The 24,105-nt window shown below is 69.3% G+C and carries 21 protein-coding genes; 12 read left to right on the forward strand and 9 right to left on the reverse strand.

The annotated features are described in order from the left end of the window. Window positions 1–12: 12 nt before the first annotated feature. Together KEG38_RS01900 and KEG38_RS01905 are read left to right on the forward strand one after the other, a co-directional pair. Window positions 13–1,497: a GAF domain-containing protein gene (locus KEG38_RS01900; protein WP_272417229.1), complete on the forward strand. Its 1,485-nt coding sequence runs from the start codon at window positions 13–15 to the stop codon at window positions 1,495–1,497. A 24-nt stretch (window positions 1,498–1,521) separates the two neighbouring features. After that, complete coding sequence (locus KEG38_RS01905; protein WP_272417230.1) at window positions 1,522–3,156, forward strand: sensor histidine kinase; 1,635 nt, start codon at window positions 1,522–1,524, stop codon at window positions 3,154–3,156. Here KEG38_RS01905 and KEG38_RS01910 read toward each other — a convergent pair whose 3' ends face one another. Beyond that, window positions 3,157–4,080, reverse strand: coding sequence for a polyprenyl synthetase family protein (locus KEG38_RS01910; RefSeq protein ID WP_272417231.1), 924 nt, complete (start codon window positions 4,078–4,080; stop codon window positions 3,157–3,159). Window positions 4,081–4,165: 85 nt separating this feature from the next. Here KEG38_RS01910 and crtD point away from each other — a divergent pair, with 85 nt between their 5' ends. The 4 genes from crtD to KEG38_RS01930 all read left to right on the forward strand — a co-directional run bounded on the left by crtD (window position 4,166) and on the right by KEG38_RS01930 (window position 8,849). Beyond that, window positions 4,166–5,698 (forward strand): 1-hydroxycarotenoid 3,4-desaturase CrtD, encoded by a 1,533-nt coding sequence (gene crtD, locus KEG38_RS01915; RefSeq protein WP_272417232.1) that lies wholly within the window; start codon window positions 4,166–4,168, stop codon window positions 5,696–5,698. Window positions 5,699–5,736: 38 nt separating this feature from the next. Beyond that, the gene (locus tag KEG38_RS01920; RefSeq protein ID WP_504968468.1) at window positions 5,737–6,576 is read left to right on the forward strand and encodes a carotenoid 1,2-hydratase family protein; all 840 of its coding nucleotides are present in this window, start codon (window positions 5,737–5,739) and stop codon (window positions 6,574–6,576) included. Further along, on the forward strand, window positions 6,573–7,766 hold the full coding sequence (locus KEG38_RS01925; RefSeq protein ID WP_272417234.1) for a glycosyltransferase family 2 protein: 1,194 nt from the start codon (window positions 6,573–6,575) through the stop codon (window positions 7,764–7,766). Before KEG38_RS01920 ends, KEG38_RS01925 begins: the two co-directional genes overlap by 4 nt. Window positions 7,767–7,964: 198 nt before the next feature. Beyond that, window positions 7,965–8,849 carry an STAS domain-containing protein gene (locus KEG38_RS01930; RefSeq protein ID WP_272417235.1) on the forward strand — a complete coding sequence of 295 codons (885 nt, stop codon included), beginning with the start codon at window positions 7,965–7,967 and terminating at the stop codon, window positions 8,847–8,849. Here KEG38_RS01930 and KEG38_RS01935 read toward each other — a convergent pair. Genes KEG38_RS01935 through KEG38_RS01945 form a run of 3 tightly spaced genes read right to left on the reverse strand, consistent with a single transcriptional unit; the run spans window position 8,803 to window position 12,102 of the window. Continuing rightward, window positions 8,803–9,609 carry a lysophospholipid acyltransferase family protein gene (locus tag KEG38_RS01935; protein ID WP_272417236.1) on the reverse strand — a complete coding sequence of 269 codons (807 nt, stop codon included), beginning with the start codon at window positions 9,607–9,609 and terminating at the stop codon, window positions 8,803–8,805. The two genes, KEG38_RS01930 and KEG38_RS01935, sit on opposite strands and share 47 nt — an antisense overlap. Further along, window positions 9,606–10,622, reverse strand: coding sequence for a phytoene/squalene synthase family protein (locus KEG38_RS01940; RefSeq protein ID WP_272417237.1), 1,017 nt, complete (start codon window positions 10,620–10,622; stop codon window positions 9,606–9,608). Before KEG38_RS01940 ends, KEG38_RS01935 begins: the two co-directional genes overlap by 4 nt. Further along, on the reverse strand, window positions 10,603–12,102 hold the full coding sequence (locus KEG38_RS01945) for a phytoene desaturase (RefSeq protein ID WP_272417238.1): 1,500 nt from the start codon (window positions 12,100–12,102) through the stop codon (window positions 10,603–10,605). The genes KEG38_RS01940 and KEG38_RS01945 overlap by 20 nt, the downstream gene beginning before the upstream one ends. A gap of 86 nt (window positions 12,103–12,188) precedes the next feature. On the opposite strand from KEG38_RS01945, the gene KEG38_RS01950 reads away from it, so the two are divergent. After that, on the forward strand, window positions 12,189–13,136 hold the full coding sequence (locus KEG38_RS01950; protein WP_272417239.1) for a MerR family transcriptional regulator: 948 nt from the start codon (window positions 12,189–12,191) through the stop codon (window positions 13,134–13,136). A 14-nt stretch (window positions 13,137–13,150) separates the two neighbouring features. Here KEG38_RS01950 and KEG38_RS01955 read toward each other — a convergent pair whose 3' ends face one another. Then, window positions 13,151–13,699, reverse strand: a complete 549-nt coding sequence (locus tag KEG38_RS01955; protein WP_272417240.1) for a YtfJ family protein — start codon at window positions 13,697–13,699, stop codon at window positions 13,151–13,153. Between the two features lie 328 nt (window positions 13,700–14,027). Here KEG38_RS01955 and KEG38_RS01960 point away from each other — a divergent pair, with 328 nt between their 5' ends. Genes KEG38_RS01960 through KEG38_RS01970 form a run of 3 tightly spaced genes read left to right on the forward strand, consistent with a single transcriptional unit; the run spans window position 14,028 to window position 18,239 of the window. Further along, window positions 14,028–14,522 carry an Hsp20/alpha crystallin family protein gene (locus KEG38_RS01960; protein WP_272417241.1) on the forward strand — a complete coding sequence of 165 codons (495 nt, stop codon included), beginning with the start codon at window positions 14,028–14,030 and terminating at the stop codon, window positions 14,520–14,522. Between the two features lie 33 nt (window positions 14,523–14,555). Then, a complete protein-coding gene (locus KEG38_RS01965) occupies window positions 14,556–14,939 on the forward strand; it encodes an Hsp20/alpha crystallin family protein (protein ID WP_272417242.1) in 384 nt (127 codons plus the stop codon). A 51-nt stretch (window positions 14,940–14,990) separates the two neighbouring features. Beyond that, window positions 14,991–18,239, forward strand: a complete 3,249-nt coding sequence (locus tag KEG38_RS01970; protein ID WP_272417243.1) for a VIT domain-containing protein — start codon at window positions 14,991–14,993, stop codon at window positions 18,237–18,239. Between the two features lie 27 nt (window positions 18,240–18,266). Here the strand turns inward: KEG38_RS01970 and KEG38_RS01975 are convergent, their stop codons facing one another. After that, on the reverse strand, window positions 18,267–19,442 hold the full coding sequence (locus KEG38_RS01975; RefSeq protein WP_272417244.1) for an LBF_2804 family protein: 1,176 nt from the start codon (window positions 19,440–19,442) through the stop codon (window positions 18,267–18,269). 108 nt (window positions 19,443–19,550) lie between these two features. On the opposite strand from KEG38_RS01975, the gene KEG38_RS01980 reads away from it, so the two are divergent. Together KEG38_RS01980 and KEG38_RS01985 are read left to right on the forward strand one after the other, a co-directional pair. Continuing rightward, complete coding sequence (locus KEG38_RS01980; RefSeq protein WP_272417245.1) at window positions 19,551–20,381, forward strand: PPK2 family polyphosphate kinase; 831 nt, start codon at window positions 19,551–19,553, stop codon at window positions 20,379–20,381. A gap of 15 nt (window positions 20,382–20,396) precedes the next feature. Further along, entirely contained in the window at window positions 20,397–21,002 is a 606-nt protein-coding gene (locus KEG38_RS01985; RefSeq protein ID WP_272417246.1) for a hypothetical protein, read from the forward strand. Window positions 21,003–21,008: 6 nt separating this feature from the next. Here KEG38_RS01985 and KEG38_RS01990 read toward each other — a convergent pair whose 3' ends face one another. From KEG38_RS01990 to KEG38_RS02000, 3 genes are read right to left on the reverse strand one after another with little or no spacing between them, the layout of a single operon-like run. Next, window positions 21,009–21,383 carry a zf-TFIIB domain-containing protein gene (locus KEG38_RS01990; RefSeq protein ID WP_272417247.1) on the reverse strand — a complete coding sequence of 125 codons (375 nt, stop codon included), beginning with the start codon at window positions 21,381–21,383 and terminating at the stop codon, window positions 21,009–21,011. Continuing rightward, entirely contained in the window at window positions 21,380–22,744 is a 1,365-nt protein-coding gene (locus tag KEG38_RS01995; protein ID WP_272417248.1) for a WD40/YVTN/BNR-like repeat-containing protein, read from the reverse strand. Before KEG38_RS01995 ends, KEG38_RS01990 begins: the two co-directional genes overlap by 4 nt. Then, complete coding sequence (locus KEG38_RS02000) at window positions 22,741–24,105, reverse strand: hypothetical protein (protein ID WP_272417249.1); 1,365 nt, start codon at window positions 24,103–24,105, stop codon at window positions 22,741–22,743. Before KEG38_RS02000 ends, KEG38_RS01995 begins: the two co-directional genes overlap by 4 nt.

The raw sequence follows: 24,105 nt of genomic DNA on the forward strand, positions 1-24,105 counted from the left end.
AATGGACGACCGATGCGCTGGTTCGTGGAAATCTCGTCGGCCGGGCCCGCTGCCGAACCTCCGGCAAAGCTCACGGTGGAGGCGCCGCAGTGGCAGCCCGCGCTCCAGAAGGCCCGCGCGATGCGCGGGGACGACGGGTCGCTCGGCAACTTCTCGATCGAGCTGCTCGACGACGGCTACAAGGCCGTCGATCCCGTGAAGAAGCTCCGCTACACGGTGCGCAAAGCACCCGACACGGCCGAGCTCTCCCCCGGCGGGCAAGCCGCCGCGGAGCCGCCGAAGGGTCGTCCGGCCGTCACCGCGCCCCCGCGCGTCGCCGCGCCGCCCCGCGCGACGCCCGCGCCCGCGGCCACGCCGCTTCCGAACCACCGGGTGCTTTCGAGCCGCGAGGTGGCCGCCACGGAGAGCTCGCCGCTGACGTACCGCGAGTACGTGTACGTCGTGCCCGAGGGGACGTCGGTCGACGCCGGAAGGCGGGTCGTGCTCGATCGCTTCGAGGCCGTGAAAAAGGCGCTCGACGGCGCTCGTGGTGTGCTCGTGAACCTCGCGGTGTTCGATCACGCCTACGAGGGCAAACCCGAGCGCGCGCCGCTCGTGACGCTGATGTGGAAGGACTGGCGCGGCGAGCCGGAGGTGCGTCCGCCGGCGCCGCAGCCGAGCAAGTCCGTGGCCGCGCCTGCGCCGGCCGCGCCGCGTCCCGGCTCGACGCCGCCTCCGCCGCAGCGTGCCGTTTCCAGTCCGCCGCCTGCGCAGCGCTCGGTCTCGACGCCGCCCGCGCGTTCTCCCTCGGCGCCGCCTCCGCGCGCGCAGGCCGGGTCGAACCCCGCGCTGACGCCGCCCGCTCGTTCGCCCTCGGCGCCGCCTCCGCGCGCGCAGGCCGGGTCGAACCCCGCGCTCAAGGGCGGGGTCACGACCACCACGAAGTCCACGCCGCCGAAGGCGCGCGTGCGCACCGCCGAAGAGCTCATGAAGGAGCTCGAAGGCGCCTCGACGGATCTGCACTTCCTGGGCGACGCGCTCGAAGGTGCCGACTTCGTGGTCTCGATCCTCAAGGAGCAGCTCCCGAGCGAGCTCATCCTCGTGTGGTTCCACGACGCGGAAAAGCGCGAGCTCGTCCTCGTGCGCCAGCACGGCGGCAAGCACGATCGGCTGCTCGCCCGCATGCCCGATCGAACGGGCCTCGCGCAGGCCGCCATCGCCAACAAGAAGGCCCTCGTCATCAGCGACGCGCAGCGTGATCCGCGCGCCGTCGACGCGCGCTGGAAGGCCTTCGGCATCGATCCGAAGAGCATCGCCTGCGCCCCCGCGCTCGGCGGCGGCAAGACGCTCGGCCTGATCGAGATCGTGAACCCCACGGGCGGCGGTCGTTACGCCATGGCCGAGGGCAACGCGCTCACCTACGTCGGCAAAGAGCTCGCGGAGTTCCTCACCATCCAGGGCGTCGTGCTCGATCCCGAGAAGATCCGGGCCACGGCGAACAAGGCGGCGGCGCGCTAGTCGCGCGGCGCGCGGAAACCGTCCATGCAGCGTCGTCGGCTGCGCGAGCGGCTGCTCTACTTCGCGATCGTCCCCGCGATCGTCTTCGCCGTCCTCGTGCTCGGCGGCATCGCGCTGCGCACCACGCTCCAGATCGAAAAAGCCCGCCAGCAGACGGTCTTCGACGCGACGCTCACCCTCGCCGACGAGCGCGTCGACCGCCTCGACAAGATCATCATCGCGCAGGACAACGTCGTCGCCGCGCACGTCGACATCGCGAACCTCACGACGATCGCACGCCGGTGGCTGCCCACGGCGTCACGCGAGACGCCCACGGTGCGCGCGATCCTCGTGCTCGATCTGAGCCACGACTCACGCGATGTCCTCGCCTTCGCCTCGCGCGCGCCGGGCCGCGAGGACGACGCGTTTCGGCGGCTCCTGCTCGGTCGGCTCTTCTCCAGCCTGAACTTCGAGGGCAACACGGAGGAGCTGCGCCACCTGCACCAGATCATCGATCAGCAGAGCATCCTGATCAGCTACTGGCAGCGCTCCTACGCGGGACGGCGTTATCTCGTCGTCGCCTGGCACGACGTCCCGCGCCTCGTGCACGACGTCTTCCCGCGGCTCTACCGCGACATCGATCGCGGCAACAGCCGCATGAACATCACCGACGAGGAGGGCCGCATCGTCTTCGGCCCGCCGATCAAGGCCGGCGAGTTCACCGTCGGCCGCCCCTTCCCGACCACGCTCTACAACTGGCGCCTCCAGATCGCGCTCACCAGCGCCGACGACCTCGGCGACAAGGTCGAGCGGCAGCGCATGGTCGAGCTCGGCATGGTCGGCTTCGCGGCCATCGTCGTGCTCGTCGGCGTCATGATCGTCATCTTCGCGTCGATCAAGGAGCGAAGGCTCGCCGCGCTGAAGAGCGACTTCGTGGCGAACGTCTCGCACGAGCTGAAAACCCCGCTCGCGCTCGTCCGCATGTTCGGCGAGATCCTCCTCGCAGATCGCGTGGCCAGCGAGGACAAGCGAAGGCAGTACCTCCAGATCATCGTGAGCGAGAGCGAGCGGCTCACGGCGCTCATCGAAAACGTCCTCGATTTCGCCAAGGTCGAGCGCGGCAAGGCCGCGTACGAGTTCGCGCCCGGCAGGCTCGAGGACGTCGTCAGCCGCGCTGTCGACGTGTATCGCTATCGCGCCGAGCGCGACGGCATCGTCGTGCACCTCGCGAGCGCCGAGGGCCTGCCCGAGGCGATGATCGACGCCCGCGCAATGGAGCTCGCGATCATCAACCTGCTCGACAACGCCTTCAAGTACGCGAAGGACGGCGGCCGCGTCGACGTCGACGTCGTTTCGGACGATGGCTCGGTCGTCGTGCGCGTGAGTGATCGTGGCCCCGGCATCGATCCCGAGGAGCAGGAGCGCATCTTCGAGCGCTTCGTGCGCGGGCGGCGGGCGGGCGAGCAACGCATCCGCGGCAGCGGCATCGGGCTCGCGCTCGTCAAGCACATCGCCGAGAGCCACGGCGGCAGCGTCGAGGTGAAGAGCCCGGTCACCGAGGACGGCAAGGGCAGCGTGTTCATCCTGCGAATCCCGGCCCTGCGCGGCGAACCTCGCGGCGGATCGAAGCGCCTCTCGCCTGCGCCTTCGGAGCCGGACATCGAGCCCGAGGTCGCCTGATCAGAGCTCGGGCTGCTCGCCGAGCGCGCCTTGCGACACGGCCAGGTTGGCGCGGCGGCGGATGCGGTCGACGACTTGCGTGGCCCAGCGGGAAAGATCCTCGCGGCCGGGGCAATCCGGGATCGACACGATCGCCGCGTCGACGAGCTGTTCGAAGAGGTGCGTCGAGGCGCCGAGGCCGAGGTCGCTCGCCGTGTTCGGCCGCCCGAGCGCGGCATCGCGGCCCACGGGCTTGCCGGCGCTCGCCGCGTTGCTGAGCACGTCGAGCATGTCGTCGGCGATCTGGTAGGCCTCGCCGATCCGCTGCCCGAACCCGCGCCACGCCTCCGCCTCCTCTGCAACGGCGCCGGCTGCGAGCGCGCCGCCCACCGCGGCGGCTTCGAACAGCGCGCCCGTCTTTGCCCTTCGGTAGAGCGTCGCGGGGATGTTCGGCTCGCTCTCCCAGCCCTGGCCCGCGATGATCCCGTAGGGCATCCCGACGCCGCGGCTGACCGTGGTCACGAGCTTGCCTAGCCGGAGCGGGGCCGCAATGGCCGCGCGGGCCAGGGTCTCGAAGGCGAGGGTGATGAGCTGGTCGCCGGCGAGCACGGCGAGCGCCTCGCCGAAGGCACGGTGTGTCGAAGGTTGTCCGCGCCGGGTCAGGGCAGCGTCGAAGCAGGGCAGGTCGTCGTGGACGAGCGACGCGCAATGCAAAAGCTCGATGGCGGTGGCCACGCCGTCGGCGAGGCCGTGGACGTCCTCCCCGCAGGCCATCGCGACGCGGAGACAGAGCTGCGGACGAATGCGAGCGCCTGCCGGGAACACCGAGTGGTAGACGGCGGCCGCGAGGCGGGGCGGTGCGCCCGGGGCGCACATGGGATCGAGGGCAGCGCGCAGAGCGCACTCGACGCGACTGGAGACATCCATGCGAGAGGTATCGTCCATCGATGTGGAACCCTTGTCAAGGGTTTGTTGGTACATGATGAACAAACTCTAGACACGTGTCCAAGGTTGTTGTAGGAATGGGCTCATGGCGAATGGGACCAGCCGTGCGGTGGTGATCGGCGCCGGGGTGGGTGGCCTGGTGTCGGCGCTTTTGCTTGCTCGCCAGGGGATCGAGGTCGTGGTCCTCGAACGAGCGCCCAAGGTCGGCGGCAAGATGCGGCAGGTCGACGTGGCCGGCCGGGCGATCGACGCCGGGCCTACGGTCATGACCATGCGCTGGGTCCTCGAGGAGATCTTCTCTGCGGCGGGGACCTCGCTCCACGCCGAGCTCACGCTTCGGCGGGCCGAGATCCTGGCGCGACACGCCTGGGGAGAAGGTCCCACACTCGATTTGTACGCCAATCTCGACCGTTCGGTCGAGGCCATATCGACGTTCGCCGGCCGCGCCGAGGGCGAGGGATACCGTAGGTTCTGCGCGTACACCCAGCGCATTTACGATACCGTTCAGAAGCCATTTCTCTGCTCGGAGCGTCCGAGCCTCACGTCGGCGATGGCGGCGGTGGGCTCGCTCGGCATCCAGGGAATGCTCGACATCGACGGCCACCGCACGCTCTGGAAGGCCCTCGGCGAGTTTTTTCAGGACGCACGTTTGCGTCAGCTCTTCGGCCGGTACGCCACGTATTGCGGCTCCTCGCCGTTTCTCGCGCCGGCCACGCTCAACGTGATCGCCCAGGTCGAGCGTGACGGCGTCTACCTCGTCGAGGGCGGCATGTACCGCGTCGCCGAGGCGCTCGCGCGGGTCGCCGAGCGCCACGGCGTCACGATTCGCTGCGGCGAGCACGTCACCGAGCTCGTCGTCGCCAGCAGCCGCGTCGCCGGCGTGCGCCTCGCCTCGGGCGAGCGTCTCGAGGCCGATCTCGTCGTCCACAATGGCGACCCCGCGGCGCTTTTCCAGGGAATGCTCGGCGCGCAAGGGAAACGCGCCCTTCCGGCCCCCGCGGAGCGCTCGCTCTCGGCCGTCACCTGGGCCTTCGTCGCCGAGGCCCGGGGCGCGTATCCGCTCACGCGCCACAACGTATTTTTCTCGAAGGATTATCACGAGGAGTTCCGCGACCTCATAAGCCGCGGGACCCTGCCCCGGGAGCCCACGGTGTACGTCTGCGCCCAGGATCGCGACGACGGGGATCACGCGCATCCGGGCCCCGAGCGTTTCCTCTGCCTCGTCAATGCCCCGGCCCGCGGGGATCAGCGCGCCCTTACCACTTCGGAGATCAAGCAATGCGAAACAGCTGCGTTCTCGCTCCTCGAGCGGGCGGGTCTCGTCTTTCCGCCGTTTGCCGCGCCGCCCGTCGTGACGACACCGAGCGAGTTCGATCGCATGTTCCCGGCGACGGGGGGGGCGCTGTACGGCCCGGCGTCGCACGGGTGGAGGTCCCCGTTCGTGCGGGCGGCGTCGCGCACGAAGATTCCGGGGCTCTACCTGGCGGGTGGAGCCGCCCATCCGGGGGCGGGCGTGCCGATGGCGGCCTTGAGCGGGCGCCTCTGCGCGAAAGCCGTGATCGAGGACCTCGCTTCGACGAGCCGATCGCGCGAAACGGTTATGCGTGGTGGTATCTAGACGCGCTCAGCGATGACGGCCGTCACGGCGTCACCATCATCGGCCTCGTCGGCAGCGTGTTTTCGCCGTTTTACGCGGCCGCACGCAAGCGCGGCCCGGCGGACCCGCTCGCCCATTGCTCGATGAACGTCGCGCTGTATGGCCCCGAGCGCGACGCGTGGTCGTTCACCGAGCGGGGCGGGACCGACGTGCGTCGTTATCGCACGGCGCTCGTCATCGGCCCGAGCTCGATGGAATGGCAGGACGACACGTTCCTCGTGCGCTTCGAAGAAAAGACCGCGCCGCTGCCCGGACGTGTCTCCGGCACCGTGCGGATCCATCCGTTCGCGGTCGCCGATGCATCGTTCGTCCTCGACACGAACGGCCGCCACCGCTGGGCCCCCATTGCGCCGATCGCACGGGCCGAGGTCGACATCCGCCTCCCCGAATGCACGCGCTGGACGGGCCTCGCGTACGTCGACTCCAACTTCGGCGACGAGCCGCTCGAAGACGGCTTCTCCGGGTGGAGCTGGAGCCGCGCCACCACGCGGAGCCGCACGGTCGTGACGTACGACTCTGTTCGTCGAGATGGAACCCGTGATCTCATCCAGCACAGCTTCTGCGCCGACGGGCGCGCAGAGCCGCTCGAGCCGCTCGCCCCCGCGCGCGTTTCGCGCACGCTCTGGGGCATGGAGCGCCTCGTCCGGGTCGATCCGGGCACGTCCCCGCGGCTCGTGCGCACGCTCGAAGACACGCCCTTTTATGCGCGCTCGCAGCTCTCGGGCCGTTACCTCGGCGAACACGCGCATGGCGTGCACGAGGCGCTCTCGCTCGATCGGTTCCGAACCCCGGTGGTGCAGTTCATGCTGCCGTATCGGATGCGACGCGCCTCGTCATGACGCCGGACATCCCGAGCCTCCTCGGTTTCCTCCTCTTCGGCTGGTCCTTCGCCGTTGCCTCGACTTCGCTCGAGGCCGTCCGGCGCACGACCTTCGCCCCACGCGCCGCCCTGCGCGAAGGCGCCGAGGCGGCCGTCCGGAAGGAAAACCCCTCCGTCCTCGTGGTGCGCCCGTGCGCGGGCAGCGAGCCCTCGCTCGAACGTACGCTCGCCTCGCTCGTCCTCGCGAAGCGCTCCTTCGACGTCCGCTGCCGCTTCGCGATCGAGGAGGCGGCAGACCCCGCCTTGCCCGCGGCGCAGAGGGCCGCCGAGGCGCTCACGCGCGCCGGCATCGAGGCCGAGATCGTCTTCACTGGGAGCGGCGGACCGAACCGCAAGGCCGCGCAGCTCGCGGCCGCGGCCGAAGACGCCGACGTCCTCATCGTCACGGACAGCGACGTCGACCTCGCCGGCGTCGACCTCGATGCCCTCGTCGCGCCGCTCGTCTCTGCCTCGCCTGCGTGGGTCGCGTGGGCGCCGCCGGCCGAGCATGCGCCCCCGCGGACGCTCGGCGATCACGCCTCTGCGGCCGTCCTCGGCGCCTCGCTTCACGCCTTCCCGGTGCTCGCGTGGCTCGACCCGCGTGGCCTCGTCGGCAAGCTCTTCGCCATCCGCGCGAGCGCGCTCGCGGCGATCGGCGGCTTTGGCTCGCTCGTCGACTACCTCGGCGAGGACATGGAGATCGCGCGGCGCGTCCGTGAACAAGGCGGCTCGGTCGTGGCGGTGCCGATCGTCGCGCGTTCGCTCGCCCAGGGTCGATCGTGGGAGGCCGTCATCGCCCGCTTCTCCCGGTGGCTCACGGTGATCCGCGCGCAGCGCCCGCTCCTCTTGTGGAGCTATCCCGCGCTCTTCTTCGCCACCTGGCCCATCGTCCTGCTCGCGTCGGCGTTCGCCTTCGTCGTCCCGCAGGTCGCCCTCGGCGCGGCGCTGCTCGCGCTCCTCGCGCGCCTCGTCATCGCGCTCGTCGCCGCGCGCGCCGCGGGCCGCCCGGTCGGCCTCTTCTCCGCGCTGCGGGATGCCGTCCTCGCCGACGTCGTGCTCGCTTTCGCCTTTGCGCGAACCCTGCGATCTCGAACGGTCACCTGGCGTGATCGTGTCCTCGTCGTCGATCGCACCGGCCTTTTGCAAAAGCCCGGTGCCGTGAAGCCCTGAGCTCGAACGTACGTCCTCGTAACACCGTCGACACCTTGGCGGTGCGCACCACGGCAGCCGCGTGCTGTCGAGATTTTGGCGGATTTCGAGCGAAAAAGCGTGCAGGAGGCTGCGTTCTGCCCGCGAACGTTTCGTGGTATCGATGAGTCGCGGCGGGGGATGGTCGGTCGTCACCTCTTCGAAATCGTTCGAGGTCATATGAACCAGCCTCCCCATCCCGCGCGCCGCGAGGACTCCATCGGTCGTGACGTCGACCCGAGCACCCTGAGCGACGACACGATCCGGCGCACCGTCATCCTCCTGCAGCAGACGCAGGCGCTCGCCAAGGTCGGCGGCTGGGAGCTCGATTGCCGCTCGAACCAGCTCTTCTGGACCGAGGAAACCTACCGCATCCACGAGACGCCGCCGGGCTTCGCGCCGGAGCTCGACACCGCGATCAACTTCTACGCGCCCGAGTGGGTCCCGGCGATCTCGAAGGCGGTCGAGCGGTGCGCGGGGGCGGGCGAGCCGTTCGATCTCGAGCTCGAGATCGTCACCTACACGAAGCGCAAGCTCTGGGTGCGCGCGGCTGGCCACGCGCACATGGAGGACGGCAAGGTCGTTCGGATCTTCGGCGCCTTCCAGGACATCGACGATCAGAAGAAGCGCGAGCTCGAGCTCCAGGAGAAGCTCGCGATCATCGAGCAACAGCGCTCGACGATCCACTCCATGTCCGCGCCGATCATCCAGGTCTGGGACGGCGTGCTCGCGCTCCCCGTCGTGGGTCAGCTCGACGAGGCGCGCGCCGCGGACATCACCGAGCGGCTCCTCGAGCGCGTCGTCTCGCTCGCCGCGTCGCAGGTCATCCTCGACCTCACCGGCGTCGAGGCTGTCGACGACGCGACCGCCGATCACCTCCTGCGCATCATCCGCGCCACGACACTGCTTGGAGCTCAAAGCATCATCACGGGCGTCCGCCCCGCCGTGGCGCAGACGCTCGTCGCGCTCGGGGCCGATCTCACGAAGACGACGGTGCGGAGCAACCTGCGCGAGGCGATCAAGGCGGCGATGAAGTCACCTTCGGGGGAGCGTCCCCGGCGCTGAGCGGCGGCGCGGCCTTCGGCGCCCGCATCACCCACGGCCGCGTCATCGCGGCGAGCATGGCTTCGAGCACGCCGCCCACGCGTGACGGTGCTGCGCGAAACACCACCTCGAAGCTCTCCGCATCCTCGCCGCGCACCGCGCGATCGATCCGCAAAAGCTCCGCCTCCACCGCCTCCTCCTGCGCCACACGCCCCTTCGTCGTGTCCCGCTCGGCCGGCACGGGCTCGCCGAACGAGAGCCACAACGTCGGCCGTTCCGTCCCGCCGAACTCGTACCGGAGCCCCACCGGCACCGTGCACGCTTTGCGCGAGACCCGCGCGATCTCCGCCGAACCCGGCCGAAACCCGAGCGGCCTCTCCGTGATCGGCCGCTCCTGCCCTTGCGGATACACCCAGACGAGCTTGCCCGGCGTGTCGAGCAGCCGCGCCGCGTGCCGCATCACGAGCGCGCCGTCCGTGGGTTTGTCGAGGTCCACCCCGAACGCGCCGACGAGCGCGAAGAACGGCAGGCGCCTGAGGTTTTTCGCGTCCATCATCGCGTAGCCGTCCGTGCCGAGCAGGTGCGTCGAGACGTGCATCGCGACGAGCGGATCCCACCATGACGTGTGGTTCGACACGACGAGCAGCGGCGCCTCCCTCGCGAGCGCCCGCGCCCGATCGAGCCCCCGCGCGCGCACCTCGCCGAACGTCGCCTGGATCCGGGAGCGCGCATGGCCCGAGAACCAGGTGTTGAACCAGGACACCTTGCGTGCAGGGATCATCGCGAGATCTCAGCTCGCGCGCAGGCATCGACGAGGAACCGCACCTCCGGCAGCGGAGGCGGGTCGACCTTCGCATCCCACGCGGCGAGCGGAAGCGACGGCCTCGGCGTGGGCGCGACGAGCGCGCGCGAGAGCAGCCACAACTTGCGCCGGAGCGGCACGTAGGCGCGGCTCGTCACGGAGTCGAAGCCCGCGCGCGTGACCACGCGCCCGATGTCCGCGTAGATCAGGCTCGCCGCGCGGATCGAGGCCCGGCAGTCGCGCGGCAGCATCGCGATCCCGAGATCCGCGCGGGCATAAAGCACCGCCGCTTGCTGCAGAAGCCGCTCCACCACGCCGCCGAGCGCCGTGGTGAACATCGGCCGCGCGAGCCATTTCGACACGTCGATCTCGGCCTCTTCGAGCCACGCGAGCGGCAGGTACACGCGCCCGTTTCGCGCGTCCTCACCCACGTCGCGCGCGATGTTCGTGAGCTGCATGGCGACGCCGAGGTCACACGCGCGCGCGATCGCCTTTGGATCGCGCACACCCATGAGCACGCTCATGATCACACCGACCGTCGCGGCCACGCGCGCGCAGTAGGCGTGGAGCTCCGACAGCGTCTCGTACCGCCGCCCCTCAGCGTCCCAGGCGAACCCCTCGATGAGGCCCTCCATCACCTCGCGCGGCAGATCGTACGCGCGCGCCACATCCGAGAACGCCCGGTCGACCGGCGAGTCGTGCGGCTTGCCCTCGTACGCCGCGGCGAGCCGCGCTTTGAGCGCCTCCACGGCGCCCGGCTCGCTCGCTTGGTCCACCACGTCGTCGGCCACGCGGCAGAACGCGTAGACCGGCAGCATGGGCATGCGCACGCGCTTCGGCAGCAAGAGCGACGCGGCGAAGAAGCTCTTCGAGCCTTTCCGCAAGAGCTCGTGGCACGCGGCGATGTCACCTGCCGACGCCGCGCGCTTGGCCGACGAGGGGAGGAGCGGCGCGCCGAGGGTCATCGCATGTTCAATGGAGCGAGGCTGCATCGGGCACCACCCTGTCGAGCACCCGCGCCGAAGAGAGCACGCCTGGCAGACCCGCGCCTGGATGGGTCCCTGCGCCCACGATGTAGAGCCGCTCCACGTCCTCGCTCTCGTTGTGCGGGCGGAAAAACGCGCTCTGCGTCAGCACCGGCTCCATCCCGAACGCCGCGCCGCGGAACGAGAGCAGCCGGTCCTGGAACTCCTGCGGGTGCGTCACGCGCGACGCCACGATCTCCTTGTCGAGCCCGGGCATCAGCGTGGAAGCGAGGTAGTGCTCGACCCGCTTCCGGTAAGGCTCCGCCTCTTTCTCCCAGTTCGTCCCGCTCGCGAGGTTCGGCACGGGCGAGAGCACGTAAAACGTGTCGCAGCCCGTGGGCGCGAGCGACGGATCCGTCGCCGTCGGCCGGTGCAAATAGAGGCTGAAATCATCCGCGAGCACGTGCCTCTGGAAGATGTCGTCGAGCAGCCCCTCGTAGCGCGGGCCGAGGCAGATCGTGTGATGTGCGACGTTCTCGTACGTTCGTTTGGTCCCGAAGTACCAGACGAACAGCCCCATCGAGTATCGTTGCTTCTCCAAACGTTCGTTCGTCCAGCGCTTGCGGACGTTCTCGTCGACGAGATGGCGATAGGTCCAGGCCGAATCCGCGTTCGACACGACCACGTCCGCCTCGATCGTCTCGCCGCTCTGGAGAAGCACGCCGCGCGCTTTTCGCCCGGCGAGCAGGATTTGCTTCACCTCCGCGTTGCAGCGCACCTCGCCGCCCTGGCCCTCGATCAGGCGCACGAGCCCTTTCACGAGCGCGCCCGTGCCGCCCATCGGGAAATGCACGCCCCACTTGCGCTCGAGAAATGCGATCAGCGTGTAAATCGAGGTCGTCGAGAACGGGTTTCCCCCGACGAGCAGCGGGTGGAAGCTCATCACCTGCCGCAGCCGATCGTCCTTCACGTGCTTGGCGACGAGGTTGTAGACCGAGCGATAACTCTCGAGCTTCATCATGTCGGGGACGATCCTCGCCATGTCCCACCACGAGCCGAACGGCACATGGGCGAGCTCCTCGAAGCCCACCTTGAAGATCTCCTCGCTCGTGCGGAGAAACCGCTCGTACCCCGCCACGTCCCCCGGCGCGAGGCGCTCGACCTCCTTGCGCATCGCAGCAGCGTCGCCCGTGTAGTCGAACATGGCGCCGTCATGAAACCGAATACGGTAGAAGGGCGTGACCGGTCGCATGTCGATGTCGTCGCTCATGCGCCGGCCCGCGAGCGTCCACAGCTCCTCGAGCAGGAACGGCGCGGTGATGACCGTCGGCCCCGCGTCAAAGGTAAACCCGTTGATCCGGTGGACATAGGCTCGACCGCCCGGGGCATCGAGCTTCTCCAGCACCGTCACCCGGTAGCCGCGGGCGCCCAGGCGGACCGCCGCAGCCAGACCACCAAAACCGCTGCCGATGATGACCGCGTGAGGCTTGGGGGTTGAACCTTGCATGCGGACAGTATAAGGTCTGTATCAAGTTTGGAAAAGGTTTCTCTTGGTCGGTCCTCACGATCGGGGCGACCGTGGAGAGCGATCCGTTGAGCCTCTACCGAATCCGCACCGTCTCGGAACTGACAGGCGTGAGCTCTGCGACGCTGCGCGCCTGGGAGCGTCGTTACGGCGTCCCCGCGCCGTCGCGTACGCCCTCCGCCTACCGGCTCTACAGCGACGAAGATGTCGCGCTCATCCTCAAGATGCGCGACCTCGTCAAGGCGGGCATGGCGCCGGCCGAATCCGCGCGCCTCCTGCTCAGCGAGCCCGCGAACGTCGTCGCGCCCGCCGTGCCTTCGCCCGGCCTGGCGACCCTCGACACCGATCCCTTCACCGCCGCGAGTGATCGGATCGTCGAGGCCACGCGCCGCTTCGACCCCGACGCGCTCGAGGAAGAGGTTTCGAAGACCCTCACCCTCGGCCCCGCCGTGGCGATCTTCGAACGCACGATCGGCCCTGCGCTGCGCGAGATCGGTGACCTCTGGCACGCGGGCGCGATCACCGTCGCGCAGGAGCACCTCGCCTCCAACGTGCTCGGCGGCACCCTCATCCACCTCTTGCGCCTCGCGCAGCCCGCGGACGCCACGCGCCGCATTGCCCTCGCTTGTTTCGCCGACGAGGACCACGTCCTCGGCCTGTACGGCGTCGGCCTGCGCTTCGCTTCGTGGGGCTTCCGCACGCTCATGCTCGGCGCGCGCACGCCGCCGCCGGCCATCTCGCGTGTCGTCGACTCGCTCGCGCCCGACCTCGTTGGCCTCAGCGTCACCATCGCGCCGCCGCCGCCGCGCGCGCGGGAGCTCGTCGACGCGTATGCCGACGCTTGCCGCGGCGCTGCGTGGCTCGTCGGCGGCGACGGCTCGGAGGCCATGCGCCCGTGGATCGAGGATCGCGGCGGCATCTGCGTCGGCCGCGACCTCGCGGCGGCGCGGCAGACGATCGAGCGCGTCGTGGCGGCGCAGAAGCGCAAGCGTTCGCCGCGGGCGAGCAAGGAATGATCGCGTGGTGACGTTCAGCCTTCGACCTGGGCGCCGAGCAGCTCGATGAGCTTCTTCCGGTCGGTGGCGCCGAGCGCGCCCGAGCCGGCGAAGAGCACGCGCCCGTCTTTGCCGACGAGGATCACGTTGCTCACGCCCTTGCGAATGCCGTAAGCCTTCCGGAACGAGCCGTCCCAGTCGCAATAAATCGTGGTCTTCTGCTTTTTCGACTCCTCGCGAATCGCGTCCTTCACGAAGCCTTTCGCGGGCCACCAGTCGTAGCCGCTCACGTCCGCGACCGCGGCGAGCGCGATCCTTTGCTTGTACTTGTCGCCCTGGGCGAGCTTCGACAGGTCGTCCTTGAGCGGCTGGTTCTGCGCCGCGGAGTCCTTGTCTTCGTATACGATGAGGATCGGCTTGCCCTTGAGAGAGCTCATCTGCAGCGCGCGACCGTCGGCGTCCTCCAACCGGGCATTGGGGGCTTCGGCGCCTTCCTTGGGCAGGGCAAGGGAGACGCCGGGCACGAGCGCGGCCGCGAGGGCGGCCGCCGTCATGAACTTCGAAGCTTTTCCCCTGGAACGCATCGCCGATTCCTCCGCGTAGCACGCCTCAAGGCTGTACACGCTTTGTACAAGGTTCGACGTGGAAGTCAACCTTTGTTTCGTGTCGAAGCGGTAGGGCCTCGGGCTTGCCGGACCTGGTCTTGACAGCGGCCGACCCGTGTAGAGATTGCACCGCGTCCCCGGACCCGAGTGGTGGACGAGAATCGAGAACGATTCTCCGCCCTTGGGGATGGGTTTACCAGACGGGCCCGGGAGGGCGTCCGCGGTATGGGCATGGTTCGCCCTGCCGGCGGCGCTCGGGGTCCGTGGGGGCGGAGCCACGCCCCACGAGGGCATACGGAGGCGAACCATGTTGATGCGATTCGGCGACGTGAACAGGACCTTTGCCGCGATGGATGAGCTTCGCCGGAGGATGGACCGGCTGTTCGACGAGTACGATTCGCGCGGAGGCGCCTGGCCGCGATCTTCTTTCTTCTTCGAGCCCTTCGAGGCCGGGCTTGCGTCGCGCACGGTCGCGACGTGGCCGCGGCTCTCCGTGTACGACAAGGGCGACGCGCTGGTCATCGCGGCCGATGTTCCCGGAATGAAAGAATCGGACATCAAGCTGGAGATCGATCAGGACGTGCTCACGCTCTCCGGCGAGCGGAAGGCGGATGTCCCGGAGGGGTATGCGATCCACAAGAAGGAGCGCGTCCCCGTGAAATTCTCGCGCAGCGTCGCCTTGCCTTGCAAGGTCGATGCGGAGAAGGCGAGCGCGGTGCTGAAGGACGGCGTTCTCACGCTGACGCTCACGAAGTCGCCCGAGGCGCAGCCCCGGAAGATCGCTGTGAAATCGGCCTCGTGAAATGGATTCTGGAAGGAAAAGGAGAGAGCAGCCATGAACGCGCAGATCAACCGTGACGAGCGGGAGAACCAGGCCGAGACGCTGGAGACGCGGCGTGGCGTCGTGCCCGCGGTCGATATCTTCGAGAACAAGACCGAGCTCTTGATCGTCGCCGACCTGCCCGGCGTCGGCCCCAACGATATCGCGGTGCGCCTCGACAAGAACGAGCTCACGATTGCGGGCAAGCGAGCGAGCGCGCCGGAGGGGAGCGCCCTCGCCGTCGAGGGCCGCCCCGGGGATTTTACGCGCACCTTCCTGGTCCCGCAGGGCATCGTGGCCGACGGGATCTCGGCCGAGGTGACCCAGGGCGTCCTCAAGGTCCGCCTGCCCAAGGTATCCGCGCAGAAGCCCAGGCAAATCACGGTCAAGGCGAGCTGATTCGCGAGATCGGCTTCCGCTCCGCCCGGCGGTGGGCGTATTCTCGACCGTATGCGCCGCCGTCTTGCCCGCATCGCCCTCCTTGTCCTCGCTCAGACCCTCGCGAGCTGCGGCCCGGGACCCACGATCGTCACGGGCCCGCAGTCCGCGGAGTTCGGCGGCGCTTCCGACGGGAATACGCGCGCCCCCGGGGACCTCGCGATCGTCCCCGTGCGCTGGGAGGAGCAGCCGACGCAATCGCTCGAGGTCGCGGGGGGCGATCGCAGCGGCGCGCCCGTCTCGCTCACCTCGCCCGACGGCGTCGGCCTCGTGATCACTTCGCTCGAAGTTGCGGCCGCCGTCGAAGATCCGCTCGCGTTCACCGAGCTGCATTTCACCTTCAAGAACCCCGAGCCTCGCACCATCGAGGGCCGCTTCGAGCTGGTCCTGCCGCCCGGGGCCACGATCAGCCGGTTCGCCATGAAAAACGCGGACGGCTGGAAGGAGGGTGAAGTCGTCGAGCTCAAGGCGGCGCGCGTCGCCTACGAAGATTTCCTCCACCGCAGGGCCGACCCGGCGCTGCTCGAAAAGCAGGCCGGCAACCGTTTTCAGGCCCGCGTGTTTCCCATTCCGGCCTCGGGCGAGAAGGAGATCATCGTCTCCTACTCGCAGTCGCTCGCCTCGCGCGCCGACCCCTACCGCGCTTATCTTCGGGGCCTGCCGCGCATGGGCACATTCGACATGCGCGTCATCGAGCGCCGCCGCGGGGACAAGGGCGAGCCCGTGCGTCGCATTCACTCCTTCAAGCAGGCCGATTTCGCCCCGGACCGTGATTTCGTGCTCCCGCTCGCGGCCGGCGCGAAGGCCGTCGGCCTGCGCCACGAGGAGCTCGCGGTCGCGCGGGTCACGCCCCTTGCGGAGAATCGCCCCGAGCCGGTCCGGGATCTCCTCGTCCTGCTCGACACGAGCGCCTCGCGCGCGCTCGACCTCGCCACGCAGGCCGAGCGCCTCGCCGCGCTCCTCGCGGCCCTGCCGGACGAGCCGGGCAGCGACATGCCGATTGCCGTCGCCTGCTTCGATCAAGGGCTCGAACCCGTGTACACGGGGCCCAAAAAGGGGTTCGGCCGCAAGGAGATCGAGGCCATTCTGCAGAGAAAGGCGCTCGGCGCCTCCGACCTCGGGCTCGCGCTGGAGAGCGCGGCGGGGTACGCGAAAAAGCAGGGCGGCCGCTTCACCCGCGCCTTGCTCCTCACGGACGGCATTCCCACGGCCGGGCCCACGACGCCCGGCGAGATCACGCCCGAGCTCCAGCAATTGCGAGACGCCGGCATTCGCAGGCTCGACGCCATCGTGGCCGGCGGCATCCGTGACGAGGCGCTCCTCCGCAGGCTCACGACGGGCACGTTCCCGCAGGACGGCGTCGTCCTCGACGCGGCGGAGAGCCCACGCGTGCTCGCCGATCGGCTCGGCCGCGCCACCGTCTCGGGCCTCGAGGTGCGGGTGCCCGGCGCGAAATGGGTGTACCCGGAAAAACTCGACGCCGTCCAGCCCGGCGACGAGGCGCTCGTGTATGCGGAGATCCCGCCGAGCTCGCCGTTCGAGGTCGAGGTCAAGGGGCCTTCCGGCACGGCGCGGACGAAGGTCGAAACGGAGTTCGCCGAGCGCCCGCTGCTCGAACGCGCGGCGACGCGGGCGAAAATCGAACGTCTCTCCCTCGAAATGGAGACGGCGCCGGACGATGCCCGGCGCGCCGCGATCGGGCGCGAGATCGTCTCGCTCTCGACGCGCTTCCGGGTGCTCTCCGACCTCACGGCGCTGCTCGTCCTGGAGACCGAGAACGATTACGCTCGTTTTGGTATCGACCGGACCGCGCTCGCGGACATCCTCGTGGTCGGCCGCTCGGGCGTCGAGCTGCAAAGCCGCAAAGGCGGCCCCGTCACCGTGGCCACGTCCCCGGACGAACCACCGAAGGTGGCCGAGCAAAAGAACCAGACAGAGGGGGCGGAAAAAAAGAAGGATACCGGCGCCCCGTCCGCCGAGCCCTCCGCGGCGCCGGCGGCCGACGCGCCTCCTCCTCCCCCGCAATCGGAAACCCTTTCGCGGGACGAGCTCGCGCGGGAGGCGAAACCCGAACCCGCCGAGGCCGAGCCGTCCCCGTCCCCGCGCCCCGCGAGCCCGCCCCGCGCGGCCGCGAAGGCCGCTCCGTCGGCGGCCACGGGCGCATCCCGCCCCCGCAGCATCGAGGCCGATTCGATCCTGAATCCCTTCGACGACAGGCCGAGCCCCCGGCGCCCGCCGTCATGGCGGCGGCCGCCCCCGCCTCCGCCGCCGAGCGAATTCGAGAACGACGAGGACGACGATTCGAGTGATTCCGGCGTCCTGCCCTACGAGGGCAAATTCGCCGAGGTCATGAGCCTGATCCAGTCGAAGAAACACGCCGAAGCGCTGGCCCTCGCCGGTGCGTGGCGCGAGGCCGAGCCGGGCGACGCGCTCGCGCTCGTCGCGCTCGGCGAGTCGTTCGAGGGCCTTGGCAACCTCCCCCAGGCCGCGCGTGCTTATGGCTCGATCATCGACCTCTTCCCGTCCCGCGCCGACCTCCGCCGTTTCGCCGGCGCGCGGCTCGAACGAATTGGCCCTCGCGCCGACGGCGTCCCCTTCCTCGTCGTCGACACCTATGAAAAGGCCGTCGCGTCGCGCCCCGATCATCCCTCCGGACACCGGCTCCTCGCGTATGCGCTCGCCCGCGCCGGAAAATTCGCCGAGGCTTTCGAGATCATCACCGCCGCATTCGCGCGCCGTTATCCGAGCGGCCGCTTTGCCGGCATTCGCCGCGTCCTCGCCGACGATGTCGGCATCCTCGCCGCCGCGCTCATCCGCGCCAAACCCGAGCGCCGCGCCGAGGTCCAGAAAACCTTGGGCGCGCTCGGCGTCCCCCTCGCCACGCGCCCCTCGCTTCGGTTTGTCCTCACGTGGGAGACCGACGCGAACGACGTCGATTTCCACATTCGCGACAGCCGCCGCGGCCACGCCTATTACAGCCACCGAAAGCTCCGCTCCGGCGGCGAGCTCTTCGCCGACGTCACCACGGGCTATGGCCCCGAATGCTTCGCCATCGACGGTCGCGCTGTGGCCTACCCGTATCGCCTGCAGGCCCATTACTATTCGAAGGGTCCGATGGGCTACGGCATGGGCAAGCTCCAGATCGTCGAGCACGACGGAAATGGAGAGATCCGGCTCGAAGAGCGGCCTTTCGTGGTCATGACCGACCGCGCATTCGTGGATCTCGGGGTGGTCACCGGCAAGCTGCCGGCGCCGCGCTGACATCCCGGACGGCGCTCGCGTGACTGTTCAGAGGAGCGCGCGAATCTGCTCGTCGAGGGATCCCGCGCCGACCACGAACGCGCGACGCAGCCGCTCGGCCGGCTTCACGTCCGGTGTCCTCCCGCATGCGGCTTGCGCCTCGCGCAGAAGACGTTTTTCGGCGCTCGTGAAGCGGCCGTCGATGATCGCCGCCGCGTGCAGGACCTGCAGCGCCATTCGTTGCTCCGCATGCGGCAGGCGCGAAAGCACGTCGAGGAACACGCGTGAATCATCGATGCCCTCCGGCAGCGGATCGTCCACGCGCCGCAAGACCTCGACGAGCACCGCATGCAGATTCGGGTGCAGATCTTCCGTTCGCACGATCGCGCTCGCCACCGCGCGCACGAGCGCGAGCCGCCCCTCGGCCGAGAGCGCGATTCCCTGATCGAAGATCGCGCCCACGAGCTCGCGCGCGGCCGACGGGCCCATCACACGAATCTTCGCCTCGCGCAGCACGATCCAGCAAACGATCCCGTTCCACGCGGCCGTACCGGGCACCGCGACGAACGGCAGCCACGTGCGCACGAGCGCGCGGCCCGCGAGGCGACGGACGAGCACCTTCACCGCGAAATTGGTGACGCTCACCTTCAGCTTGTAGAGCAGCGATGCGACCGCCAATTTGATCTTCGACGCCTCGCGCCGCGGATCGACCCCGAACACGCGCTCCGTCGGGTTTGGCAATTCGAGCGCCGCGCGCGCGAGCGCCGTGGCCACGGCCGTGCCGTCGCCGCTCGCCTCGGTCGCGAACGGATCGAGCCCCGCGGCGCGGGAGAGCTGGTGCACGGCACGCAGCGAATCCCAATAAAGATACAGAATCTCCGCCACGGACGCGACGATCGTCACCCCGCCGACGAGCGCCCAGTATCGCGCGGCCGCGCCTACGCTCGCGTGCTCGGCGCCGAAGAGCCGCTCCGCGAGCACCTCCGCGCCCGCCGCGAGCGCCGCGCTCACCGCGCCTGCGACGCACGCGCGGATCACGGCGCCGCGCACCACGACCGAGAGATGCCGACGCTCCTCGGCGTTCAGCACGCTCACGGCGTCGGCGGCGGCGACGCGCGGCAAGGATGCCGAGAGCCGGCGGAAATAAAGCACCCCGAGCCGCTCGAGCAGCGGCGCTTTCGCCTCCACGTTCGCTGCCGGATCCGTCCCGCTCGCGCTGACCATGCGACGCCCGACGATACACGAATGGCCCTTGACGTGCGGCGGATCTTTGCGTTTGCTCGGCGAGCGGGGCGAGCCCCGTGGTCATCGGACCTCGAAAGGAGAAAGCGCGTGGGCGTCGTCACGTTCGACAAGAACGGGGAGAAGGTGAATCTCGGCGCGATCAGCGAGTCGCCGCCCGGCGGGGTGACGCGCGAGGAGGCGGCGCGCGAGCTCGGGGAGCTCGGCGAAGAGCTTTTCGAGCTACAGGATCTCCTCTGGGGCGCGCGCACGCATTCGGTGCTCGTCGTCTTGCAGGGGCGCGACACCGCGGGCAAGGACGGCGCGATCAAGAACGTCGTGGGCCTGCTCAATCCGCGCGGCGTGCACGTCACCTCGTTCGGCGTGCCCACGGAGGAGGAGCGCGAGCACGATTTCCTCTGGCGCATCCACCGCCAAACGCCGCGCAGGGGCGAGTTCTCGATCTTCAACCGCTCCCATTACGAAGACGTGCTCGTCGTGCGCGTCCACGACCTCGTCCCCCGCGAGGTCTGGGGCGAGCGATTCGGCCACATCCGCGATTTCGAGGAGCTGCTCTGCGAGCACGGCACGATCGTGCTCAAGTTTTTCCTGCACATCAGCAAGGACGAGCAGAAAAAGCGCCTCCTCGAGCGCGAAGAGGACCCGCGCACCGCCTGGAAGCTGAACCCCGGCGACTGGCAGGAGCGCGAGAAGTGGAACGAGTACACCGAGGCCTACGAGGACGCCATCTCGCGCACCGCGACGAAGCGCGCCCCGTGGACGATCGTGCCCGCGGACACGAAATGGTACCGGAACCTGGTCATCGCCCGCGAGCTCGTGCAGACGCTCCGGCCCTATCGAAGGGTTTGGCAGAACAAACTGGATGAGATCGGCAAGGAGCGCAAAGCCGAGCTCGACGCCTACCGGGCGCGCAAAACCTGACCGAGGCGCCTTGCCATGCGAACGATGATCCTGTGCTCGGCTTGCAAGCGGCACGTCTTTTCGTCCGAGCCCTCGTGTCCGTTCTGTGGCCTCGAGCTCGATCCCGCCGCGCGGAAATCGAAAACGCCCGCCCTTTCCCCGGAGATGTCGCGCGCGCAGCGATATGCGCTCGGCGCGGCCATGGCCATGACCCTCGCGGGCACGGCCTGCAAAACCGAGGATTCGCCCGCGGTCGAGCCCGAATCCGCCGAGAATGCCACGGCGAGCGCCGCGCCCCTCGCCCCGCCTGAACCGCCGCGGCCCACGCCGCAGCCCGAGGACCGGGCACGCGAGGCCCCGCCGCCCCCGAGCCCTTTCCTCGTCGGGGCTCCGACGAACGACCCGCCCCCCTTGCCCGAATTACCCCAGCGCGTGGACGTCGCGCCCGCGGATGCCGGCGCCCTGGACGCAGGCCGAACCGTCGCCCGCAAACCCCCTCCGCCGCCTCCTCCTCCCCTCGACGACCCGCCCGACGGCTGGCGACGCAATCACCGCTGCATCCGCACCCCCAATGGAGGAATGAATTGTCCGCCTTACGGATGCGTTTTTCCGGACGAAGCCTGCGACACGTTCCGGGTTTGATCCGTCTCAAGCCCGCGGCTTCGCGAACAGATCCTTGATGAAATCGAGCACCGTGAGGTTCTTGTAATCACGGAACTCGCCCGCGTCGAAATACGCGCCGCCGCACGTCGAGCACGTCTCGTACCAGAGGTGCGGCTGCGCCGGGTCGACCATGCGTATGAGCGGATTGCCGTCGCGTGGACAGCGCACGTACGGGATCGTGTTGTTTTTCCGCCCGGTCTTCGGATCACCCGAATCGATGATCTCCGAGCCTCGCATCGATTTCAGCCGCTCGTTCTCGCGGCTGTCGAACCAGAGGCCTTTGCAGGCCGTGCAGCGATCGACCTCGATGTCCTCGAACACCACGATCTCCATCGCCGCTTTGCATTTGGGACAGTTCACGGTCGTTTTCCTCTCGGCTCGTACGAGCGAAATCCTCTTCGGCGCGCGCGTCGCGCCCCGATGAACCCAAGGGCGACGAGGGCCGCCCCAAAAACGCTGGCCTCGCCGCCCGTTCCCCCGCGCGCGACGCCACATGCACAATCGCCCAGCGGCTCGGTCGCCGGGACGTCCCCGGGCGGCACGCCCGCGTCCACGGGCCCTCCGCCGGCTCCACCGCCGCCAGCACCGGCGCCATCGCAGGACATCGCATTCAGCGTCATTTGCATGATCGGCCAACGTGGCTCGCAGGTCGAGCGGGTTGCGCTGCCTGCGGGGCAGGGGAGCGGGCCGCACAGATCCGCGAGGCGCGAGATCACGCCGAACGTCGAGCCCGCGGTCACGGACAAACCCACGGAAAACCCGTCGAGCGCCTCCTCGGTGCACGCATACACGCCCGCCTCCGCCCAGCGCAGGCACCGCGCGTGCAATCGAGAGACCTGCTCGAACGCCCACGCGGGCGCAGGCGTTCGCCAGATGCCGTCCTTTTCGCCGCCCACGACGAGCGCTTTGCCGTCGGGCGACAGGGAAAAACCCAGCAGTGCTCCTTCCCCGACGAAAAGCTCCTCCCACGTCTTCGCGCCGTCCGCCGAATGGAGCAGCCTTCCTGGCGCGCCGTCGAGTCGCACGTACACGCGGTTCGCGTCCGCTGGATCGACTGCGCCGATGAAAGGCCCGTGCGTGTCGTCGCTCCCGGGCACCGGCGTGACCTCGTGGGTTTTCCCGCCGTCCGTGGAGCGGAGCACGACGCCCATCGGCATGGCCCCGCCGAGCACGCCGCTCACGTATACGACCGCAGGATCCGGCGTGAGATCGACCGTCAACCCGCGCAGATTGTCGGGGAAAACCGCATCTGCGTCCGTGAACGACGCCCCGCCGTCCTCGGTCCAGAAAAGCCTCGTCTCGAAGCCCGAACCGAGCGGTGAGGATGTGAGCACCACGGCGCGGGCCGGGTTTGTCTTGTCCACCGCGAGGTCGACGACGAGCTTCCCTTCGAGCGCGCCCACCCGCGAAAAGCCGCACCCGTCCGGTGTCGAGACCGAGAGCCCATCGGGCAAACCCACGAGCAGCGCGCTGCCTGCGGTGATGCCGATCGGCGGGTCCCAGATTCCCGCGAACGACATCGCCTCCTCGCACACCCACGACCAGCGCGCGCCCCCGTCCGTGCTCACGACGAGCCCGTACGTCGCGCGCAGGACCACGTGCGCCGGATCCATCGGATCGACCTCCACGTGTCCGGCCGAAGGAAATCGACCATTTCCGAATGCCGCGCCCGAAGTCAGCACGAGGACAGCGAGAGCCGCGAGGCCTCCGAGGCGCCTCATGGCAAACAATGCCCCTGGAAGCAGGAAAAACCGGGGACGCAGTCGACGTTCGTCACGCAATGGCCGCCCTCGGGGCATTTCTTCGCGCAGGGGCCGCCGCAATCCGGGTCGGTTTCGCCGCCGTTCTGGTAGCCGTCGGTGCAGGTCGGCTTGCACGTGAGCTTCTCGGGATCACATACGCCGCCCTTGCAATCGGCGTCGACGAGGCACGGGTAAAACGGCGGGCACTTCACCTCGCACGAGCCGCCGCAGTCGTAGCTCGTCTCGTCGCCGTTGTGCTCGCCGTCGAAGCAGGAAGGCGTGGAGCAGACGGCGCTGCCCACCGGGCCTTCGCAGATCTTGCTCGCGCAATCGACGCCATTCACGCAAGGCGCGCCCGGCGCGCATCCGCTCGGGCAAACCGCACCGCAATCGATCCCCGCCTCGTTCCCATTCTGCACGCCGTCCGCGCACGTGGGCCCCGCGCACGCTCCCTGCACGCACGACGCGCTGTCGCAATCGATCCCGCCCTCGCAAGCCGAACCCAGCCCGCATTTCTTGCAGTCCGGCCCGCCGCAATCGACGCCCGTCTCGGCCCCGTTCTTCGCCCCGTCCGAGCATGTGGGGATCGCCGCGCAGACGCTGGCCTCGCAGAACCCGGAGACACAATCCGCGTCGATCTCGCAGGCCACGCCGAGCGGGCACGCGGGACACGTCGGCCCGCCGCAATCCGCGCCCGTCTCCGCGCCGTTTTTCGCCCCGTCCGTGCACGTCGGCGCGCAGATGTCCGCTTCGCAGAGACCGCCCGCGCAATCGCTGTCCGCGCCGCAACCCGCGCCCGTCCCGCAATCCGCGACGCACGAGCCGCCGCAATCGACGTCCGTCTCGTCGCCGTTTTCGATCGCGTCGCTGCATGTCGGCGGAATGCACGTCCGATCCGGCCCGCACTTGCCGCTCGCGCAATGCACGCCGGACGTGCACGCCACGCAATTCCCTTTGCCGTCACACGCGGCCCCGCCGCCCTCGTCGCAGGGCGCTCCGATCGGCTGGTTGTCGAAGCCGCAGCGGCCGTCCTCGAAGCACCGCGGCTCACCGCACGCGGAGGCGAGCCCCGGACAATCCGCGTCGCTCGTGCACGAAGGCGCGCCACCCGCGCCGCCTTGCCCGCCCGCGCCGCCCGCGCCCGTGGACGCGGACGAAGACGACGCGGAGGACGACGACGACGCGGAGGACGACGACGACGCGGACGAAGCTTGTTCTTGTTGGATCCGACGTTCGTCGACGTCGGCGAGGAGGACACACCCCGCGAGGGGCGCGAGCGTCACGAACGCGAGCTTGGGCGCCTCCCGGACGAACGAAGCGAGGCGCGCCGGGGGGATCAT

Origin of the sequence: Polyangium jinanense, from assembly GCF_028435265.1 — a bacterium.
Taxonomy (GTDB): domain Bacteria; phylum Myxococcota_A; class Polyangia; order Polyangiales; family Polyangiaceae; genus Polyangium; species Polyangium jinanense.

What these genes read in the sequence shown, in the direction of transcription:
- KEG38_RS01975 (WP_272417244.1), bottom strand. Translation starts at nt 19,442, where the DNA reads ATGGTCAGCGCGAGCGGGACGGATCCGGCAGCGAACGTGGAGGCGAAA.
- KEG38_RS01925 (WP_272417234.1), top strand. Translation starts at nt 6,573, where the DNA reads ATGACGCCGGACATCCCGAGCCTCCTCGGTTTCCTCCTCTTCGGCTGG.
- KEG38_RS01900 (WP_272417229.1), top strand. Translation starts at nt 13, where the DNA reads ATGCGCTGGTTCGTGGAAATCTCGTCGGCCGGGCCCGCTGCCGAACCT.
- KEG38_RS01960 (WP_272417241.1), top strand. Translation starts at nt 14,028, where the DNA reads ATGTTGATGCGATTCGGCGACGTGAACAGGACCTTTGCCGCGATGGAT.
- KEG38_RS01970 (WP_272417243.1), top strand. Translation starts at nt 14,991, where the DNA reads ATGCGCCGCCGTCTTGCCCGCATCGCCCTCCTTGTCCTCGCTCAGACC.
- KEG38_RS01910 (WP_272417231.1), bottom strand. Translation starts at nt 4,080, where the DNA reads ATGGACGATACCTCTCGCATGGATGTCTCCAGTCGCGTCGAGTGCGCT.
- KEG38_RS01940 (WP_272417237.1), bottom strand. Translation starts at nt 10,622, where the DNA reads ATGCAGCCTCGCTCCATTGAACATGCGATGACCCTCGGCGCGCCGCTC.
- KEG38_RS01905 (WP_272417230.1), top strand. Translation starts at nt 1,522, where the DNA reads ATGCAGCGTCGTCGGCTGCGCGAGCGGCTGCTCTACTTCGCGATCGTC.
- KEG38_RS01965 (WP_272417242.1), top strand. Translation starts at nt 14,556, where the DNA reads ATGAACGCGCAGATCAACCGTGACGAGCGGGAGAACCAGGCCGAGACG.
- KEG38_RS01955 (WP_272417240.1), bottom strand. Translation starts at nt 13,699, where the DNA reads ATGCGTTCCAGGGGAAAAGCTTCGAAGTTCATGACGGCGGCCGCCCTC.
- KEG38_RS02000 (WP_272417249.1), bottom strand. Translation starts at nt 24,105, where the DNA reads ATGATCCCCCCGGCGCGCCTCGCTTCGTTCGTCCGGGAGGCGCCCAAG.
- crtD (WP_272417232.1), top strand. Translation starts at nt 4,166, where the DNA reads ATGGCGAATGGGACCAGCCGTGCGGTGGTGATCGGCGCCGGGGTGGGT.
- KEG38_RS01945 (WP_272417238.1), bottom strand. Translation starts at nt 12,102, where the DNA reads ATGCAAGGTTCAACCCCCAAGCCTCACGCGGTCATCATCGGCAGCGGT.
- KEG38_RS01995 (WP_272417248.1), bottom strand. Translation starts at nt 22,744, where the DNA reads ATGAGGCGCCTCGGAGGCCTCGCGGCTCTCGCTGTCCTCGTGCTGACT.
- KEG38_RS01985 (WP_272417246.1), top strand. Translation starts at nt 20,397, where the DNA reads ATGCGAACGATGATCCTGTGCTCGGCTTGCAAGCGGCACGTCTTTTCG.
- KEG38_RS01935 (WP_272417236.1), bottom strand. Translation starts at nt 9,609, where the DNA reads ATGATCCCTGCACGCAAGGTGTCCTGGTTCAACACCTGGTTCTCGGGC.
- KEG38_RS01930 (WP_272417235.1), top strand. Translation starts at nt 7,965, where the DNA reads ATGAACCAGCCTCCCCATCCCGCGCGCCGCGAGGACTCCATCGGTCGT.